Here is a 16713-nt window from a genome sequence, read left to right as displayed (position 1 = left end):
CCAGTGTGCCGTCAGTCGCGCGAAAGGAGACCGCCACTGAGCAAAGACAGCACCCAACTCACGATCGACAGCAGGATGCCGGCCCAGATCGCCGTCCACCAGAAGTCGTCGATGTAGAGCCCCCAGTGGGTGGTGTGCTCGGTGATCCACGCGGTCAACCACAGCATCAGCGCGTTGATGACGATGTGGAACAACCCGAGGGTGAGGATGTACAGCGGGATCGACATCAGCTGCACGATCGGCTTGACGATGGCGTTGACCAGCCCGAACACCACCGCGACGACGAAGATGATCCCGATGCGCTGCAGTGTGTTGTCGCCGCCGACGAACTCCATGCCGTTGACCAGTTGCGTCACCACCCACAGTGCCACCCCGGTGACCGCGGCCCGCAGCAGGAAGCTACCCACGGGCTGATCTTCGCACGCTCAGCCGCGAAGCAGGTAGGTGTCCATGATCCAGCCGTGCCGGGCCCGTGCCTCGGCGCGCAGCCCGACGATGCGCTCCCCCACCTCGCCGACGGTGCCGGACACCAGCAGTTCGTCGCCGGTGCCCAGGTAGGCGCCCCACCAGATCCGGGTTTGCGCGGAGGTCTGCATGAACGCGCAATCGCCGTCGAGCATCACCACCGCGGTGCCCGTCAGCCCCTGCTCGCGCAGGCGGCGGCCGGTGGTGATGAGCACCGGTTCGCCGACGTCGTTGAGCGGGATGCGGTGACGCGCGGTGAGTGCCTGGACGGCGGTGACGCCGGGGATGACGTCGTAGTCGATGTCGACGTGGGCAGCCACCCGGTCGAGGATGCGCAGCGTGCTGTCGTAGAGCGAGGGGTCGCCCCAGGCGAGGAACGCGCCGACGCCGCCGGCGGGTAGCTCGGACTCGATCGCCTCAGCCCACAGCCGCGCCCGGGCGGCGTGCCAGTCGTCGACCGCCTGGCGGTAGTCACCCGTCTTGGCCCGCACCGGGTCGGGCATCTCGACGAAGCGGTAGCCGGGTTCGGTGATGAACCGTTCGCAGATGAGGCGCCGTAGCGCGACGAGCTCGTCTTTGGCCTCGCCCTTGTCCATGGCGAAGAACACGTCGGTGTCGTTGAGCGCCGCGACGGCCTGGGCGGTCACGTAGTCCGGGTCGCCTGCGCCGATGCCGATGACGTGGATCCGTCGGGTCACGCAGGTGAGTATGCGCGACGGGCCAGCGTCAGCCGTCGTCGCGTCCCCGGCTGCGCCGCAACGCCTTGGCGCGCTTGACGTCCTCCTCGAAGGCGGCTTCCTTCTTCTCGATCACGCGGGTGTCGCGCGGCGGCAGCTGCAGTTCGCGCTCGGCGGGCAACCCGGCCTGCAGCTGGCGGCCCCGTTCAAGTTCGGCGTCCAGTTCCGCACCGAACAGCAGCGCGAGGTTGGTGATCCACAACCACAGCAGGAAGATGATGACGCCGGCCAGCGTCCCGTAGGTCTTGTTGTAGCTGCTGAAGTTGGCGACGTAGATCCCGAAGATCACCGATGCCACGATCCAGGTGAGGATGGCCAGCCCCGCACCGAGGCTGATCCACCGGAACTTCGGTTGCTGCACGTTGGGGGTGACGTAGTAGAGCACCGCGACGGCGATGACGACGAGCAGCAGGATCACCGGCCAGCGCGCGATGCTCCATACGGTCACCGCCGCGTCGCCGAGGCCGATCGCGTTGCCCATGGCTTCGGCCACCGGCCCGCTCACCGCGAGCATGAACGCCACGAGCGCCGCCCCGAGCAGCGCGGCGAAGGTGAGCACGAGTTGCAGCGGGCGCAGCTTCCAGACCGGCCTGCCCTCCTCGACCTCGTAGATCCGGTTCATCGCCCGGCCGAACGCGCCGACGTACCCCGACGCCGACCAGAGTGCGGTGAGGATGCCGATCACCAGCGCGAAGCCGGCCGAGGGGGAATTGACCAGTTGTTCGATGGTGGGGCGCAGGGTGTCGACGGTCGAGGCCGGTGCCACGTCCGAGACGATCTCCAGCAGCGCGTCGGTGGTGCGTCGGCCCTGGCCGAACACGCCGAGCAGGGAGACCATCACCAGCACCGCGGGGAACAGCGACAGCACGGCGTAATAGGTGAGCGCGGCCGCCAGGTCGGTGCACTGGTCGTGGCCGAATTCGCGGGCGGTCTTGCGCAGCACGTACAGCGTCGACGGTTTGGTCAGATCCGTCGGCGAATCCGGCTTGCGCGGATCGTCCGGGTCGGGTGCGTTGTCCTTCGTGGACGCATCTTCGGCCATGCCTCGGTCTCTACCCGAGCGGCCGTATCCCAAACTCGGGACGCCGGTCACGTCGCGTCGCGCACCCGCCCCTGGTGGATCAATCCTGTTCGTGGCGCCGCTGATCGGTGACCCGCTCGCGCGCCGCGGTCGCTCCCTCCCGGTCGAGCGCCCCGAGCACCTTGTCGGTCTTGCTCTCCGGCATCAGCGGCGGCAGCAGCGGGGTCCCGGGGTCGACCACCGCTTCGATGACCGTCGGCCGGTCGGCCGCGAGGGCCTTGCGCCACGCGTCGTCGGCCTCCGCCGAGTCGGTCAACCGGATACCGTGCAGGCCAAGCAGTTCCGCGTAGTCGGCATAGGGGAACCGCGGCACGTCCTGGGACGCCGTGAAGCGCGGGTTGCCTTCCATCTCCCGCTGTTCCCACGACACCTCGGTGAGGTCGGCGTTGTGCAGCACGAGCACGACGAACCGCGGATCCTCCCACGAGCGCCACCGGTCGGCGATCGTGATGAGTTCGAGCAGACCGCCCATCTGCATGGCCCCGTCGCCGGCCAGCGCCACCACGGGCCGTTGCGGCGCATCGAGTTTGGCGGCCACGCCGTAGGGCAGTGCGCAGCCCATCGAGGCGAGGTACCCCGAGAGGTGGGCAGGCACGCCGGGTGGTAGCCGGAGGTGCCGCGCGTACCAGTAGGTGGACGATCCGGTGTCGACGGCGACCCGGGCGTCGGCGGGCAGGTGGTCGGACAGCGCCCGCACCACGGCCTCGGGGTTCGCATCGGTGGTGTCGGCCGCGGCGCGCCGCTCCGCGTCCTCCTGCCACCGCTGCCGCCACTGGTGCACCTGCTCCTGCCAGCGCCGGTCCTGTTTTCGTTCGAGCAATGCCGACAAGGCCGAAAGCGCTTGTGCCGCTTGCCCGACCACCGGCGCCTCGACGGGGTACTTCGCGCCGATGACGCGGGGCTGGATGTCGATCTGGACGGCCCTGGCCTGGCCGGGCGCGGGGTAGAACTCGGTCCACGGATCGTTGGAGCCGACGATCAGCAGCGTGTCGCAGTTCGTCATCAGCTCGGCGCTCGCGGTGGTGCCGAGGTGGCCCATCACGCCGGTGTGCCAGGGCTCGCCCTCGTCGAGTACCGGTTTGCCCAGCAGCGACGTCGTGACACCGGCGCCGAGCGTGTCGACCACCTGGGCGATCTCGGCGGCGGCGCCGGCCGCGCCCCGGCCCACCAGCAGCGCGACCCGCTCGCCCGCGTTGAGCACATCGGCGGCCCGGCGCACCTGCTCGTCGGGCGCGCTGATCCTGGCCTTGGCGCTCACGGCGGCCGACGGCACGACACCGTGGCTGTGCTCCAATTCGTCGGGCATCTCGGCCTGCTGCACGTCGTGCGGGATGATCAGGCAGGTCGGCGTCGACGTGGCGATCGCCGTGCGCATCGCATTGTCGAGCGCCATCATCGCCTGCTCGGGCGCGAACACCGTCTGCACGTACTGGCCGCACACGTCTTTGAACAGCGCGTGCAGGTCGACCTCCTGGAGGTAACCGCTGCCCAGCGCCGTCGAGACGACCTGCCCCACGATCGCCACCACGGGCCGCCGGTCCAGTTTGGCGTCGTACAGGCCGGCGAGCAGATGGATGGCGCCGGGTCCCTGGGTGGCCATGCAGACGCCCACCCGGCCGGTGTACTTGGCGTGCCCGCACGCCATGAACGCCGCGAGTTCCTCATGCCGGGTGGAGACGAATTCCGGTGCGCGCGAACGCTGTAACGCACCGAGCAGGGTGTTGATGCCGTCGCCGGCGTATCCGAACACCCGGTCGGCGCCCCAGTCGCGCAGCCGGGCCACCAATGCGTCTGCCACCAGATCGGTCATGGCCGCGGCATACCCACCGGAGCGTGCACCAATCAGCGCCGGACGGCCACTACCGCGACGGCGATCGCGAAGCCCGCCCCAGCCATGCCCGAGATCAGCAGCGGGACGGTGCCGTCGGCGCCCCACAGCAGACCCGCCCACACCCCGGCCACCAGGACCGCGAAACCGCTGGCGCCCTGGAACACTCCCTGCGCGCTGGCCTGTACATCGGAGCCCACCAGCGAGGAGATCCACGCTTTGCCGACGCCGTCGGTGCACGCGGTGAACAGTCCGTACACACCGATCAGCAGCCACGCGGCGAGGGTGTCGGTGGTCAGGCCCAACCCGGTGTAGCCGATCGCGAAGAACGCCAGACCGATGGCGAACACCGCCCGCTTGCCGACGCGATCGGCCAGGATCCCGGCGGGATAGCTCGCCACCGCGTAGACGACGTTGTAGCCCACGTAGGCGAGGATCACCTCGACGATGGAGAAGCCGATCTCGTTGAGCCGCAACAGGAGCAGCGCATCGGGGAAGTTGATGACGCCGAAGGCGACCAGCAGCGCGGTCACCCGCCAGTAGCGCCGCGGCAGATCCCTGACCCGGGCGAACATCGAGGCCCGGGGCACCGTCGGCGCGGGACGGGTGTGTTCGCGGACCAGGAACACGAGCCCGACCGACAGCACCGCCGGAACGACCGCCACCCAGAGCAGCGGCGCGATCTGGTGGTCGAGCAGTTCGTAGCCGGCGAGGCCGAGCAGTGGGCCCACCACCGCACCGAGGGTGTCCATGGCCCGGTGGAAACCGAACACCCGTCCCGTGGCGGCGGCGTCCACGTCGGCGACCAGCAGCGCGTCCCGCGGTGCGCCACGAACTCCCTTGCCGAGCCGGTCGGTGACCCGGCCGGCCAGCACACCCGGCCACGTTCCGGCAGCGGCCACGATGACCTTGCCGAGGGCTGCCATCCCGTATCCGGTGGCGATCAGCGGCCGCCGGGCGAACCGGTCGCCGAGCGGACCGGACGCCAGCTTGGTCAGCGACGCCGCGCCTTCGGCGACGCCCTCCACGGCGCCGACGACCGCGGCCGGTGCGCCCAGCACCGACGTGAGGTAGATCGGCAGCAGCGGGTAGAGCAGTTCACTGGCGGCGTCCTGCAAGAACGACACCGCCGACAGCAGCCGGACGTTACGGGTGAGCCAGGTCCGCCGGGTGCGCACCTAGGACATGATGCCGCAGTCGGCTACTCCGGATTCTCCTTCGCGATCGCGGCGAATCCCTTTGCCTGTCCGCGCGCGAGCGCGGCGCGGACGATGCCGACGATCAGACCCTGGATGGCGGCGGCAATGAAGATCTCCTTCGCGGAGCTCTGCAGGTCCTCGGGGTCCGGCGGTTCGGTGCCCGCCGGATTCGCACGCTGCCAGATCTCGGAGAAGATCTTGCCGGCGATCAGACCTCCCCCGATGCTGCTCGCCAGGGCCAGGGGCTTGTAGAAGGTTTTCGCTGCGCTCACGGCGGTGGCGTTCCCGACTGTGCATTCTTCAAACATGGGACTAGAACACGTTCTAGTATTCGCAAGCCGCGTATCCGCGGCACCCGAACCCCGAGGAGGCGATGTGCGGTTCACCTACGCCGAGGCGATGACCGACCCGACGTACTACATCCCACTGGCCAAGGCCGCCGAGGCGGCGGGCTACGACGCGATGACGATCCCCGACAGCGTCGCCTACCCCTTCGAATCCGATTCCACGTATCCCTACACTCCGGACGGCAGCCGAGAGTTCTTGGACGGCAAGGCTTTCATCGAGTCGTTCGTGCTCGCGAGCGCCCTGTGCGCGGTCACCACGACGCTGCGCTTCAACTTCTTCGTGCTCAAGCTGCCGATCCGTCCGCCGGCGCTGGTCGCCAAGCAGGCGGGGTCGCTGGCCGCGCTGTTCGACAACCGGTTGGGTCTGGGCGTCGGTACCAGCCCCTGGCCGGAGGACTACGAGCTGATGAACGTGCCGTTCTCCAAGCGCGGCAAGCGGATGGACGAGTGCATCGAGATCATCCGGGGTCTGACCACCGGTGAGTACTTCGAGTTCCACGGCGAGTTCTACGACATCCCCAAGACCAAGATGACACCGGCTCCGACGAAGCCGGTGCCGATCCTTGTCGGCGGCCACGCCGACGCCGCACTCAGACGGGCCGCACGCTGCGACGGCTGGATGCACGGCGGCGGCGATCCGGAAGAGCTCGACGGGCTGATCGCCAAGCTCAACCGGTTCCGCGAGGAACAGGGGCAGACAGGACCGTTCGAGATCCACGTCATCTCGGTCGACGCGTTCAGCGTCGACGGCATCAAACGACTGGAGGACAAGGGCGTCACCGACGTGATCGTCGGCTTCCGGATCCCCTACATCACCGGGCCGGACACCGAACCGCTGGCCGACAAGATCCGTAACCTGGAATGGTTCGCCGAGAACGTCATGGCGAAGGTGTAGCGGGCGGTTCGCCGGCCGGGCGTTGGGTACTCCGGGGTCTATGGATGGTGTTGATGGGCATCACGACGGCGCGCCGCGCGGCGTGGTGGCCGTCGGCGCGTCCGGGGGTGGCGTCGAGGCGCTGACCATTGTGGGCGACCGGCTGGCCTCGACCCCCACTGTCGACGGTGAGCACGGTGAGAGCTGACGACACTGGCCTCACGTTCGCCGCGACGGTTGTCGGCGACCCAGCGGTCCTCACCATTCGCGGAACTCTGGACAGCAGAACGTATCGGACGCTGCGGGACAGGGTCATCAAAGCGGCTCTGGAGAGCCCGGCAGCGGTCGTCGTCGACGTCACCGGACTTGACGTGCCCGCCGAATCGGCGTGGGCGGTGTTCACCAGCGCGCGCTGGCATGTCGCCCGCTGGCCGGAGGTGCCGATCCTGCTTGTCTGCGAGCATGATTCGGGGCGCTCGGCGATCAAGCGCAACGGGATCGCTCGCTACGTGCCGCTGTATCCGACCGTCGACGACGCCCTCGCCGCCTTGAGCGCTGCCGAGCCACCTCGCTACCGGCACCGCGCGCGGGCCGACCTGTCGGCGGAGACTGCGAGCCTCATCCAGTCCCGGCGACTCGTAGAGCAATGGCTGACGGCCTGGTCGCAGAGCGCGATGATCCCGGTGGCCAAGGTGGTCGCCACGGCGTTCATCGAGAACGCGTTGCAGCACACCGAGAGCCGACCGAGCCTACGCCTGGAAACCGACGGCACCACCGTCACGGTGGCCGTCGAGGATGCCAGCCACGCGCCCGCGAACGTGCGTGAACGCGTCGACGCGGTCGAGGTGACGTCCGGGCTGAAGATCGTCGCCGCGCTGTGCCGGACGTGGGGCAACGCCCCGACGTCGACCGGAAAAGCGGTGTGGGCGCTGCTCGGCCCGGAGAACCGCCTGTAAAGCCCCGGTATCTGATTCGCCCAAGACTGGGGGCGACGGGACCATGGTGACCGGCGAGAGTGACGACGCGTTCGAAGCTCTCCTGCGCTATCTGCGGGATACCCGCTGCTTCGACTTCACCGGCTGCAAGCGCAGTTCGTCAGCCCGTTTCCGCGCCGCCTCCCGGCGTACCACGGGGTCGCCGTGCCGGTCCTCCGACGTCGTCATCGCGAGGGATGGTCGGCGGTCACCAACCGCTCGGCGACGGTCACCAGTGGGACGTTCGAATCCTGGGACAGCCGCTTGAGCAACTCGAAGGCGCGTACGGCGTCGACGTCGAAGCGTTCCATGATGATGCCCTTGGCCTGACCGATGATGTCGCGAGAAGCCAGCGCGCTGCGCATCTGCTTGTCGAGCAGCACCATGTTCCAGGTGATCGCGACGTGGGTGGCGAAGACGAGACCGAGTTCCACATCCCGGGGCTCGAACGCACCCGGGTTGTCCGCATAAAAGTTGAGCGCCCCGACTTTTTTCGCCCCCGTGAACAGTTGGTAGGACAGGATTGACCGGACCGGCGTCGAGGCGGTGGCCTCGCGTCGGTATTTGGGCCAGCGGCTGTCCTTACTGAGGTCGGGAACCTCGATTGTCTGCTGATTCCAGGCGGCGGACAGGCATGGGCCCTCCTGGAACTTCTCCTGGATCTCGTCCAGTAGCTCTGCGTACCGGTGGGTGGCGGCGACGGATTCGACGGAACCGCCGCGCGCGGCCAACGTGATACCGACGTACTGTGCGCCGGGAACGTAGTCCGTGGCGCTCCCGACCAACTCGTGAAGCGCCGACGCCGGATCGCCCGTGTTGCGTACGGTGACGTCGCGTGTCAGCTCGGCGAGCTGTTGCGCGAGCGAACTCTCCCGACGACGTTCCATCACCACGTAATACCCTTCTCGGCTGACGCCTCACACGCTACTGCCGCAGCAGCCCCGACGTGCGGTCTCTCGCCACCGCGCAGCGTGAGGTGCGGGCTGACGCGGAACTTCTCCCGGTAGGCCACCGCGAACCGGCCGGTGTGCGCGAACCCCCACTTGGCGGCGATCTGGGTCACCGTCTCGTGTGTTCGGTCCGCCGCCAGCAGATCCTGGTGGGCGTGCTGCAACCGCAGCCCGCGTAGGTACTGCAACGGCGTCGTGTCGAGGTGTCGGCGGAACATGTACTGGACCGCGCGCGGGGAGACGTGCACGGCCTGCGCGATGTCGCCGAGTGCGATGTCGGCGGCGGCGTTGCAGTGGATGTACTCGACGGCCCTGCGAAGCAGGACATCCTTCGCGTCGTTGCGGTCGTGCACGCTGGCTGCGACGGCGCTTGCGCCTGCGAAAGCGGACAGCGTGACAGCCGCGAGCAGCCGGCCGGCATGACCGAGGACCAGGGGCGTGGCGGCCGAATCATCCTGCAAGAGCACAGTTTTGACGTATTCGACGGTCTGCCGCCACATTTGGTGGGCGTTGCCGTCGACGGGTTCGAAGGTGGCGAACCGAATGGGCAGCGACACCTGCGATTCCGGCGTTCCGGTGGCGACCCTCGCCACGAGTGCCGGATCCAGCAGGACCGAGGTGAGCGCCACGTCCTCGGCCTGCGCCCGGTACGGCAGGTCAGGCTGGGCGAGCATGGCCACCTCACCGGCGCCGGCCCGCCCGTTGAGGCCGTCGCAGGTGCCCGATATGCGGCCGCTGGTGGTCCACACGGCCACCACCTTGTGCAACGGATCAGGAGACACGTCGACGCGGCCGGCGAGTTCGACGTCGTCGATCGTGAAGGAGCCGGCGTCCACGCGCGCATGGGTGAGCAGTGGGCCGTCGCCGCGCCGGGCGTCGGCGGTCTGCGAAAGACGCAGCCGCGCACCGTAGGTCTCGTCGAGGAACTCGCCGACCTCGTCGGGCCGGGTGACCTCGACGCGGGTCCGGGTGGGACGACGAGGGTGGGCGCTCAGAGTCGATATGGGTCTCACCTCTGCGGGTCACGCAGTGCAGGGCTGGCGCTGAACCCCCGAATGATCATCACTCTAGCCGAGGGCCCACGTCGATGTCTGAGACGGCGGCGCGGTGCCCATGTGATGGGATGACCCCCATGTCCGTTCTCGACAGATTCCGTCTCGACGACAAGGTCGTCATCGTCACCGGCGCCTCCTCGGGTCTCGGCGTCGCGTTCGCCAAGGCGTGCGCGGAGGCCGGCGCGGACGTCGTGCTGGCCGCGCGCCGCGCCGACAAGCTGGAGGGCACCGCGGAACTGGTGCGCTCCTCGGGCCGCCGCGCGCTGTCGGTGGCCACCGACGTCGCCGACCCCGCGCAATGCCAGGCGATGGTCGACACGGCGATGGCCGAGTTCGGGCACGTCGACGTGCTGGTGAACAACGCGGGCATCGGCACCGCGGTGCCGGCCACGCGCGAGACGCCGGACGAATTCCGGGCCGTGGTCGACGTCAACCTCCACGGGGCGTACTGGGCCGCGCAGGCCTGCGGACGGGTGATGACGCCGGGCAGTTCGGTGGTCAACATCTCGAGCATCCTCGGCATCACGACGGCCGGTCTGCCGCAGGCGGCCTACAGCGCGAGCAAGGCGGCGATCGCCGGTCTGACGCGAGATCTGGCCCAGCAGTGGGGAACTCGCAAGGGCATCCGAGTCAACGCCATCGCACCCGGGTTCTTCAAATCGGAGATGACCGACCAGTACAAGCCGGGTTACCTCGAGAGCGTCATCGAGCGTTCGGTACTGGGCCGCACCGGCGACCCGGAGGAGCTCGCGGCCACGCTCGTGTGGCTGGCCAGTGCGGCCGGTGGCTACGTGACCGGGCAGACCATCGTCGTCGACGGCGGCGTCACCATCACCTAGACGACCCGCACTTAGCGGATGAGGTACTGCTGGCCCGGCATGAAGTCGCCGAGCAACGTCGCCCGGGCACCGTGGTCGAGCACGACCGCCGCGAACGGGTCCCCGGCGTGCATGGCCAGCAGCAGTGAATCCGCGCCGAACCACCGCCGAGCCACCACCTCCCGCTGCGCGGCGGGCATGCTCTCGTTGAGCGCCCAGTTCGAGATGAACAGGTCGGCTTCGAGCTCCAGGTCGCGGACGAGACCGATCGGGACGACGTTCACGCGCCCGGGTTCGGGTCGGACCGGTGCGCGGTGGTGCAGTACGACCCGTTCCTCCCCCAGCACGGCGGACAGGTAGAGCCATTGCAGCGCGGTGAACACCGGGGTGTCGATGACGACACAGGTCGGATCGCCGCCGTGCAACCGCACCAGCATGCGCATCAGGCTGCCGAAACCGCCGCCCCACTCCACGACGGTGTCGGCGTCACGGACCCGCCGTCCGGAGGCCTCCTCGTAGCGCAGCAGGTGGTACAGCTGGTGCACGGTGTTGGGCGACGTCCGGATCGACGTGTCGGGCACCGCGGCCGTGGGCGGCGAGCCGACCGCGTCCTCGGCCAGCAGCGCGTCGTCGCCCAGTCGTTCGCGCACGTACGGCAACTCGTAGGGCACGATGCGCTCGCCCATCATCATCTGGAACGCGATGGCCGGATGGCACAGGAAGTCCGCGGGCGGTACGGGAAGCAGGTCGCGCGCCAACTGCTCATTGCGTTCCGCCCAATCCGGTCGGACGTAGCTGGGATCGGTGCAGCTCCGGACCGCCTCGAACTGCCGCGCGAAGCGGGTGGCGAGGCCGGCGAGCGGCCCCCACCCCGCCGTCCGGTCGATCTGGTCGCAAGGCATGTCCGCAGATACCCGCTCCGGCAGCGATGAATCGGTTTCCGCCCCGCCGGACCGGGTACCGGCAAACAAAGGATCCGAGGAAGGGAGCCATCGATGGCGACACCGGGGACACAGGGCACGCCGAAGGCGGCGCCGACCGCGGGAAAGGCGCCGGTGCAGAAGGCGGCGCTGGCGGTCGGGGCGGTCTTCCTACTGGTCGGGATCCTGGGCTTCATCCCGGGCATCACCACCGACTACGACAAGCTGGCGTTCGCCGGACACCACTCCGGGGCCATGCTCTTCGGCATCTTCGCCGTCTCTGTGCTGCACAACGTCGTGCACCTGCTGTTCGGTGTAGCCGGCGTCGCGCTGCACGGCACCTTCAACGGGGCGAAGTGGTATCTCATCGGCGGCGGTCTCGTCTATGCGGCGCTGTGGGTGTACGGGCTGGTGGTCGGCCGCCACTCGCCGGCGAATTTCGTCCCGTTCAACAGCGCCGACAACTGGCTGCATCTCGGGCTCGCGGCCGGCATGCTGGCGCTGGGCATCCTGCTCGGCCGGGTCCCGTCGACGGCACCACACGACCGGCGCCACGCGTGAGTCCCTTGCCGCGCGGATAGGAAAGTCTTACCGGCGAGCAGCAGAAACTGACTTCCGCGGGATTACGCGTCGATGACCGCGTCACCAGGATGGATGTCGTCCCCCTTTCGGATCGACGACATCGAGGAACCTCATGGTTGCGACAGCTTCGACGAACTCCCCTCGCCGGGCCCACGACGAGACAGTGCGGATGCGCAACGCCGAGATGCTCCGGCCGCTGCCTGCCGCGCTCGAGGATCCCGAGACGCAGCGGTTGAGCTCCGCGAGCCGGCCTGCGCCGAGCCCGACCGCCGGCAGGACGGTGCGGCTGCCCAGCATCGTCATCGGCACCGTGGCCAACACGGTGCGGCAGCGCTACGCCGACCTGAGCGTGGTCAGCGACGTCCCACCCAGCCGGTGGCAGATCGCGCGGGTCATGCTGGTGCTACTACTGGCCGCGATGCCGATCCTGGGCATCTCGGTCGACGTCTTCGGGCTGGTTCCGCAGGCCACCACGTCGGTGGTGATCATCGCGCTGGCCGCCGCCCTGGCGACCGTCGTCGCCTTCGCCCCGCACCGGATCGACATGATCGTCGGACGGGGGCTGATCGCCGGCATGGTGGCATGCATCGTCTACGACGGCGCGCGACTGTTCGCCGTCCACGTCCTGGGCCTGATGGACGACTTCATCCCCGTGATGGGTTCCTGGGTCACCGGGGAGCCGGACACCACCGGTAGCGCCGCGGTGGGCTACGTGTGGCGCTACATCGGCGACGGCGGCGGCCTGGGCGTCGCGTTCTTCGTCGTCGCGTTCGCGCTGGGCATCGACCGCTGGTCGAACGTCAAGGCCGTGGGTGCCGCCGTGGCCTTCGCGGTCTTCCCGACCTGGGCGGGACTGATCGCCACGGTCGCGCTGGCCCCGCGCGGTGAGGACATGATGTTCCCGCTGACGCCGGCGACCGTGACGATCACCCTGGTGGGACACCTGATCTTCGGCTTCATGCTGGGGCTGGCGTTCCTGAAGGCTCCGCGTGGCCGCGCGGGCAGCGAATGGCCGTGGCCGCCGCTGCTGGAAACGCTCGCCCGCCGGCGTCGCACCGCGTGACGGTCGAGTGGGCCGCGGGCCGCCGGGATTCCCGGCGGCCCGCGGCGCGTTCTGCGGTCACCTTCCGTGCCGTGGGTCAGAATTGGGCCGAGAGGAGGTGGCATGCCTTCGCATCTGGAGGTCTGGAAACCGTCTGGGCGCGAGCTGATCACGCTCGACGGCCAGCGCGTCACCCTCGGCAAGACCTCCACCAACGCGGTGTCGCTGGAGCACGACGACACGGTGTCGCGACTCCACGCCGTGTTCGAGAATCTTGGGTTCGCTTGGTCGATAAGGGATCTCGGCAGCCGCAACGGCACCTACCTCAACGGCGAACGGATCACCGCCGAGCGGGTCCTGCGGTCCGGGGACGAGGTGCGCGTCGGCAGGTCGCGGATGGTCTTCTGGCAGGTGCAGGACACCGATGGGCCGCGTGACGAGGAGACGGTGTCCGCCCAGCCGTCGGATCTGCCACCCAGGCTGACCCGGCGCGAACTCGACGTCCTGGTGGCGTTGTGCCGGCCGCTGGTCTCCGACGACCTCTTTCCCGAGCCCGCCTCCGTGCGCCGCTTGGCCGGTGAGCTGTTCGTCACCGAGGCCGCCGTCAAGCAGCACCTACAGAACCTGTACGACAAGTTCGCCGTGCCCGCGGAGGGCGACCGGCGGGTCCGGCTGGCCAACGAGGCGCTGCGGCGCGGCGCGGTCACCATCGCCCAGTTGCGCGACGCTAGGTGAAGTCCAGCGCCTCGACGGTGGCGACCGGTCCTTCGTGCGTGGGCCGGTCGGCTCCGCCGATGCAGTACAGGGTCGAACCCACGGCGGCCACCGCCTCGCCGTGCAGCGGAGTGCTGATCGGCGCCAGCGTGCTCCATGTTCGGCTTGCGATGTCGTACATCTCGACCGTGGCCAGCACCCGCGTCGGTTCCTCACCGCCGACGGCCACGATCCGGCCGTCGATGAACGCGGCGCCGTAGCTTCCCCGCGGAGTCGGCATGTCCGGCAACGACTCCCACGCTCCGGACCGCGGATCGTACCGCTCGACGGCCGCGGAGTTCTCGTCGGCGGTCAGGAGCCGGCCGCCGACGGTGTAGACGTAGTCGCCGTCGGACACCGCGGCGAGGTGTTCACGCGGTGTGGGCAGGTCGGCGGCCGGAGTCCACGACTCTCCGTCGAAGACCTCGGTCTGGGCGACCAGTTGCTTGTCATCCTGCCCTCCGACGACGACCAGCTCATCGCCCACCACCGCCGCCGCACCCGCGACGCGGGCATGCGCAAGCGGCGGGAGTTCCGTCCACGTGCCGTCGCGAAGGGCGAACACCTTTTTCGACGCGTCCGCGATGCTGTCGCTGGCGCCGCCGAGCACCACCACCTCGCCCCGGTATGTCGTCGCGGTCGCATGGTGCAGAGGGATCGGCAGCGGGGGTTCGGTCTGCCATGTGCCCGTTCGGGTGTCGTAGCTCTCGACGGTCTGGAGGGTCTCGCCATGGCTCATGCCACCGGCGAGCCAGATCTTGTCGTCGAGCACGGTCCACGCCATCATCAACCGCGCGGTCGGGGCATCCGGCAGCGTCCGCCACTGTCCTGCGGGTTGCGGTCTGCGCGCGCCGAGTCGCAGCGATTCCGCCGATGCGGTGACCGCGTCGTCGCCGGGACCCGTCGACCCGCCGATCGCGTAGACCGTCCTGCCCACGCTGGCCACCGCCATGCCGCGGCGCGCTGTGGCCATGTCGGGCAGCGCCGTCCACGTCCGTGTGACGACGTCGAACGCGGCGACGCTGCGCAACACCTGCCCCGAGGATCGACCGCCGACCACGACCAGCCGCCCATCGGCACTGGTGGCCCCGACGTCGCTGCGTGGCTGCGGAAGTGGGGGCAGAGCCGTCCACGAGTCGGCGGCCGGATCGTAGGCCTCCACGGTCGCGAGGTCGGTGGACCCGTTCGCCCCGCCGACGACGTACACGAGCCTGCCGTCGCTTGCCGCCGCAGGCATCTGACGCGGTGTGGGGATCGCGGCACCGAGTGTCCAGCGGGTGCCGTCGAAGATCTCGGTGGTGTCGAGCAGCGTGCCCGATGCGTCGACCCCTCCGGTGACGATGATGCGGTCGCCGACCACGGCCGCTGAGGCCGCCGCCCGGGGCTGCAGCAGCGGCGGCAGTTCGGCCCACCGGCTGTTGACGACGCGCCACACTCGGTCCGTGGCCACGTTGGTGCGCGCGCCCTCGGTGCGCCAGCCGCCGAGGACGACGGGAGTGCCCTGCCAGGTCACGGCCATCGCGTGCTGGACCGGAACGGGCAGGTCCTCGCCGCCCTTCCAGCTGTCGATCGCGGGGTCGTAGCCCTCGTGCCGTCCACTGATGCGGTTGCCCTCTCCGACGCCGCCGAACACCCAGATCGTGCCGTCGGCCTCCGTCGCCGCCACCCCCTCGCGGGCCACCCGGGCGTTCGCGATCGCCTGCCAACCAGGCTGAGTCACCTCGGCGGGTTGGGCCTGACCGGCCGGTGTCGCCGCATCGCTGTCGACGTCCCGCGACGAGGTGACCATGTAGACACCGCTGGCGACGAGGAGAAGCACCGCGAACGCGGCCGCCGCGGCGATCAGTTTCCGGTGCCGGTCCGGTTTCGGCGCAGCGCCTCCGGCTGGGGGTTCGGCCGGCGGTGGCGGGGGCGCGGCCGCCGGTACCGCCCACGGCAGGCTCGACGCGCTGATCGACGCGGTGTGCGCGAACATGCCGGGGACGGGCGGCGTCATCTCACCGGTTGCGCCGAGAGCCTCGGAGTCGGCGCCTCGCGGGTCAGGCGCTTGCGTGGCATCGGGCGGCGACGCTGTTTCGCCGTCGGGTCGTTCGGCGGGGCCGCCCGGTTCGCTGAGCGCCATCGGATCCGCGGCCAGACCGTTGTGCCGCTGCGCGAGTTGCAGTTCGCGTCCGAACTCCTCGGCGGATGTGTGCCGGTCGGCCGGTTCGCGCGACATGGCCTTCTCGATCGCCGCGCAGACGTCGACGGGGATTCCCTCCGGCCGCAGGTCCGGCACCGGTGTCGAGGTGATCCTCAGATAGTGGGCGATGAGATCCTCGTCGGCTTTCCGCTCATGCGGGGGATTGCCGGCGATCAGCGCGTAGATCGTCGCGCCGAGCGAGTACACGTCGGCGGCCACCGTCGGCGGCGTTCCGCTGAGCACCTCGGGCGCGGTGTAGGACAGCGTGCCGGTGAAGAAGCCGGTGACGGTTTTGTACCCGCCGACGATGCGCGCGGTTCCGAAATCGCTGAGCAGGGGTTCGCCGTAATCGTTGACGAGCACGTTGGCCGGTTTGATGTCGCGGTGCAACGTCCCCGTCCGATGTGCGGTTTCGAGGGCGCCGCAGAGCTTCACCCCGATGCGCAACGCCTCCGGCCAGGCGATCCGCCCCTCGCGGCGCAGGCGCTGGGCGAGGGAACCCCTTGCGTGGTAGGGCATCACGATGAACGGCCGGTTGCTGTCGGTGACACCGACCTGCAGGATGTTCACGATGTTGGGGTGGCCGGAGAGCCCGCCCATCGCGTACCCCTCGCGGAGGAACCGTTCGCGGTCGTCGTCGTCGAGATCCGACGCCAGTACCTTGATGGCGACGCTGCGGCCGAGGGACTGTTGATAGCAGCGGTAGACCACGCCCCCGCCGCCGCGGCCCACCTCGGCGGCGTCGGTGAATCCGGCGGCCGCCAGCTCGCCCGCTATCCCGCCCGCCATAGTGCCAACCGTCCTCCGGTGAGACCCGAGATGTTCGCTCCAAGGTACCGAGCAAAGGCTGGTCGGACGCCGGAATCGGACGTTGTCTCGGCTTTCGTCGACCATGTCGGGAAGTGG

At 69.3% G+C, this 16713-nt stretch carries 17 protein-coding genes; 7 read left to right on the top strand and 10 right to left on the bottom strand.

The genetic code is table 11. The annotated features are described in order from the left end of the window. Positions 1 to 11: 11 nt before the first annotated feature. From G6N30_RS26410 to G6N30_RS26385, 6 genes are all read right to left on the bottom strand, one after another. Positions 12 to 407, bottom strand: coding sequence for a phage holin family protein (locus G6N30_RS26410; RefSeq protein WP_134055927.1), 396 nt, complete (start codon positions 405 to 407; stop codon positions 12 to 14). An 18-nt stretch (positions 408 to 425) separates the two neighbouring features. Further along, a complete protein-coding gene (gene cobF, locus G6N30_RS26405; protein ID WP_134055929.1) occupies positions 426 to 1163 on the bottom strand; it encodes a precorrin-6A synthase (deacetylating) in 738 nt (245 codons plus the stop codon). A 28-nt stretch (positions 1164 to 1191) separates the two neighbouring features. Then, a complete protein-coding gene (locus tag G6N30_RS26400) occupies positions 1192 to 2244 on the bottom strand; it encodes a YihY/virulence factor BrkB family protein (RefSeq protein WP_134055931.1) in 1053 nt (350 codons plus the stop codon). A gap of 79 nt (positions 2245 to 2323) precedes the next feature. Further along, positions 2324 to 4093 (bottom strand): thiamine pyrophosphate-requiring protein, encoded by a 1770-nt coding sequence (locus tag G6N30_RS26395; RefSeq protein WP_134055933.1) that lies wholly within the window; start codon positions 4091 to 4093, stop codon positions 2324 to 2326. Positions 4094 to 4125: 32 nt separating this feature from the next. Continuing rightward, positions 4126 to 5289 (bottom strand): MFS transporter, encoded by a 1164-nt coding sequence (locus G6N30_RS26390; protein WP_134055935.1) that lies wholly within the window; start codon positions 5287 to 5289, stop codon positions 4126 to 4128. Between the two features lie 23 nt (positions 5290 to 5312). Continuing rightward, positions 5313 to 5582 carry a DUF4235 domain-containing protein gene (locus G6N30_RS26385; protein WP_134055936.1) on the bottom strand — a complete coding sequence of 90 codons (270 nt, stop codon included), beginning with the start codon at positions 5580 to 5582 and terminating at the stop codon, positions 5313 to 5315. Between the two features lie 103 nt (positions 5583 to 5685). On the opposite strand from G6N30_RS26385, the gene G6N30_RS26380 reads away from it, so the two are divergent. The 3 genes from G6N30_RS26380 to G6N30_RS26370 are packed head-to-tail and all read left to right on the top strand — an operon-like array spanning position 5686 to position 7487. After that, positions 5686 to 6552: an LLM class flavin-dependent oxidoreductase gene (locus G6N30_RS26380; protein ID WP_134055939.1), complete on the top strand. Its 867-nt coding sequence runs from the start codon at positions 5686 to 5688 to the stop codon at positions 6550 to 6552. A gap of 40 nt (positions 6553 to 6592) precedes the next feature. Next, positions 6593 to 6739, top strand: coding sequence for a hypothetical protein (locus G6N30_RS26375; RefSeq protein ID WP_163687826.1), 147 nt, complete (start codon positions 6593 to 6595; stop codon positions 6737 to 6739). Continuing rightward, positions 6729 to 7487, top strand: coding sequence for an STAS domain-containing protein (locus G6N30_RS26370; RefSeq protein ID WP_134055941.1), 759 nt, complete (start codon positions 6729 to 6731; stop codon positions 7485 to 7487). Before G6N30_RS26375 ends, G6N30_RS26370 begins: the two co-directional genes overlap by 11 nt. A gap of 203 nt (positions 7488 to 7690) precedes the next feature. Here G6N30_RS26370 and G6N30_RS26365 read toward each other — a convergent pair whose 3' ends face one another. Both G6N30_RS26365 and G6N30_RS26360 read right to left on the bottom strand, forming a co-directional pair. Then, positions 7691 to 8392, bottom strand: coding sequence for a GAF and ANTAR domain-containing protein (locus tag G6N30_RS26365; RefSeq protein ID WP_134055945.1), 702 nt, complete (start codon positions 8390 to 8392; stop codon positions 7691 to 7693). After that, the gene (locus G6N30_RS26360; RefSeq protein WP_134055947.1) at positions 8392 to 9468 is read right to left on the bottom strand and encodes a helix-turn-helix transcriptional regulator; all 1077 of its coding nucleotides are present in this window, start codon (positions 9466 to 9468) and stop codon (positions 8392 to 8394) included. Before G6N30_RS26360 ends, G6N30_RS26365 begins: the two co-directional genes overlap by 1 nt. Positions 9469 to 9587: 119 nt before the next feature. On the opposite strand from G6N30_RS26360, the gene G6N30_RS26355 reads away from it, so the two are divergent. Continuing rightward, positions 9588 to 10349, top strand: coding sequence for an SDR family NAD(P)-dependent oxidoreductase (locus G6N30_RS26355; protein WP_134055949.1), 762 nt, complete (start codon positions 9588 to 9590; stop codon positions 10347 to 10349). An 11-nt stretch (positions 10350 to 10360) separates the two neighbouring features. On the opposite strand, the gene G6N30_RS26350 is transcribed toward G6N30_RS26355, so the two are convergent. Continuing rightward, positions 10361 to 11230 (bottom strand): class I SAM-dependent methyltransferase, encoded by an 870-nt coding sequence (locus tag G6N30_RS26350; RefSeq protein WP_134055951.1) that lies wholly within the window; start codon positions 11228 to 11230, stop codon positions 10361 to 10363. A 93-nt stretch (positions 11231 to 11323) separates the two neighbouring features. Between G6N30_RS26350 and G6N30_RS26345 the strand changes: the two genes are divergently transcribed. From G6N30_RS26345 to G6N30_RS26335, 3 genes are all read left to right on the top strand, one after another. Further along, on the top strand, positions 11324 to 11809 hold the full coding sequence (locus G6N30_RS26345; RefSeq protein ID WP_134055953.1) for a DUF4383 domain-containing protein: 486 nt from the start codon (positions 11324 to 11326) through the stop codon (positions 11807 to 11809). Positions 11810 to 11942: 133 nt separating this feature from the next. Further along, the gene (locus G6N30_RS26340) at positions 11943 to 12893 is read left to right on the top strand and encodes a hypothetical protein (RefSeq protein ID WP_134055955.1); all 951 of its coding nucleotides are present in this window, start codon (positions 11943 to 11945) and stop codon (positions 12891 to 12893) included. A gap of 102 nt (positions 12894 to 12995) precedes the next feature. Continuing rightward, positions 12996 to 13607, top strand: a complete 612-nt coding sequence (locus tag G6N30_RS26335; RefSeq protein WP_134055957.1) for an FHA domain-containing protein — start codon at positions 12996 to 12998, stop codon at positions 13605 to 13607. On the opposite strand, the gene G6N30_RS26330 is transcribed toward G6N30_RS26335, so the two are convergent. Beyond that, positions 13600 to 16596: a serine/threonine-protein kinase gene (locus tag G6N30_RS26330; RefSeq protein ID WP_134055959.1), complete on the bottom strand. Its 2997-nt coding sequence runs from the start codon at positions 16594 to 16596 to the stop codon at positions 13600 to 13602. The two genes, G6N30_RS26335 and G6N30_RS26330, sit on opposite strands and share 8 nt — an antisense overlap. Positions 16597 to 16713: the final 117 nt, after the last annotated feature.

Source organism: Mycolicibacterium litorale (assembly GCF_010731695.1).
Taxonomy (GTDB): Bacteria; Actinomycetota; Actinomycetes; order Mycobacteriales; family Mycobacteriaceae; genus Mycobacterium; species Mycobacterium litorale.
The sequence above is the reverse complement of the archived record's forward strand: the minus strand, read 5'-3'. Positions and strand labels throughout refer to the sequence as shown.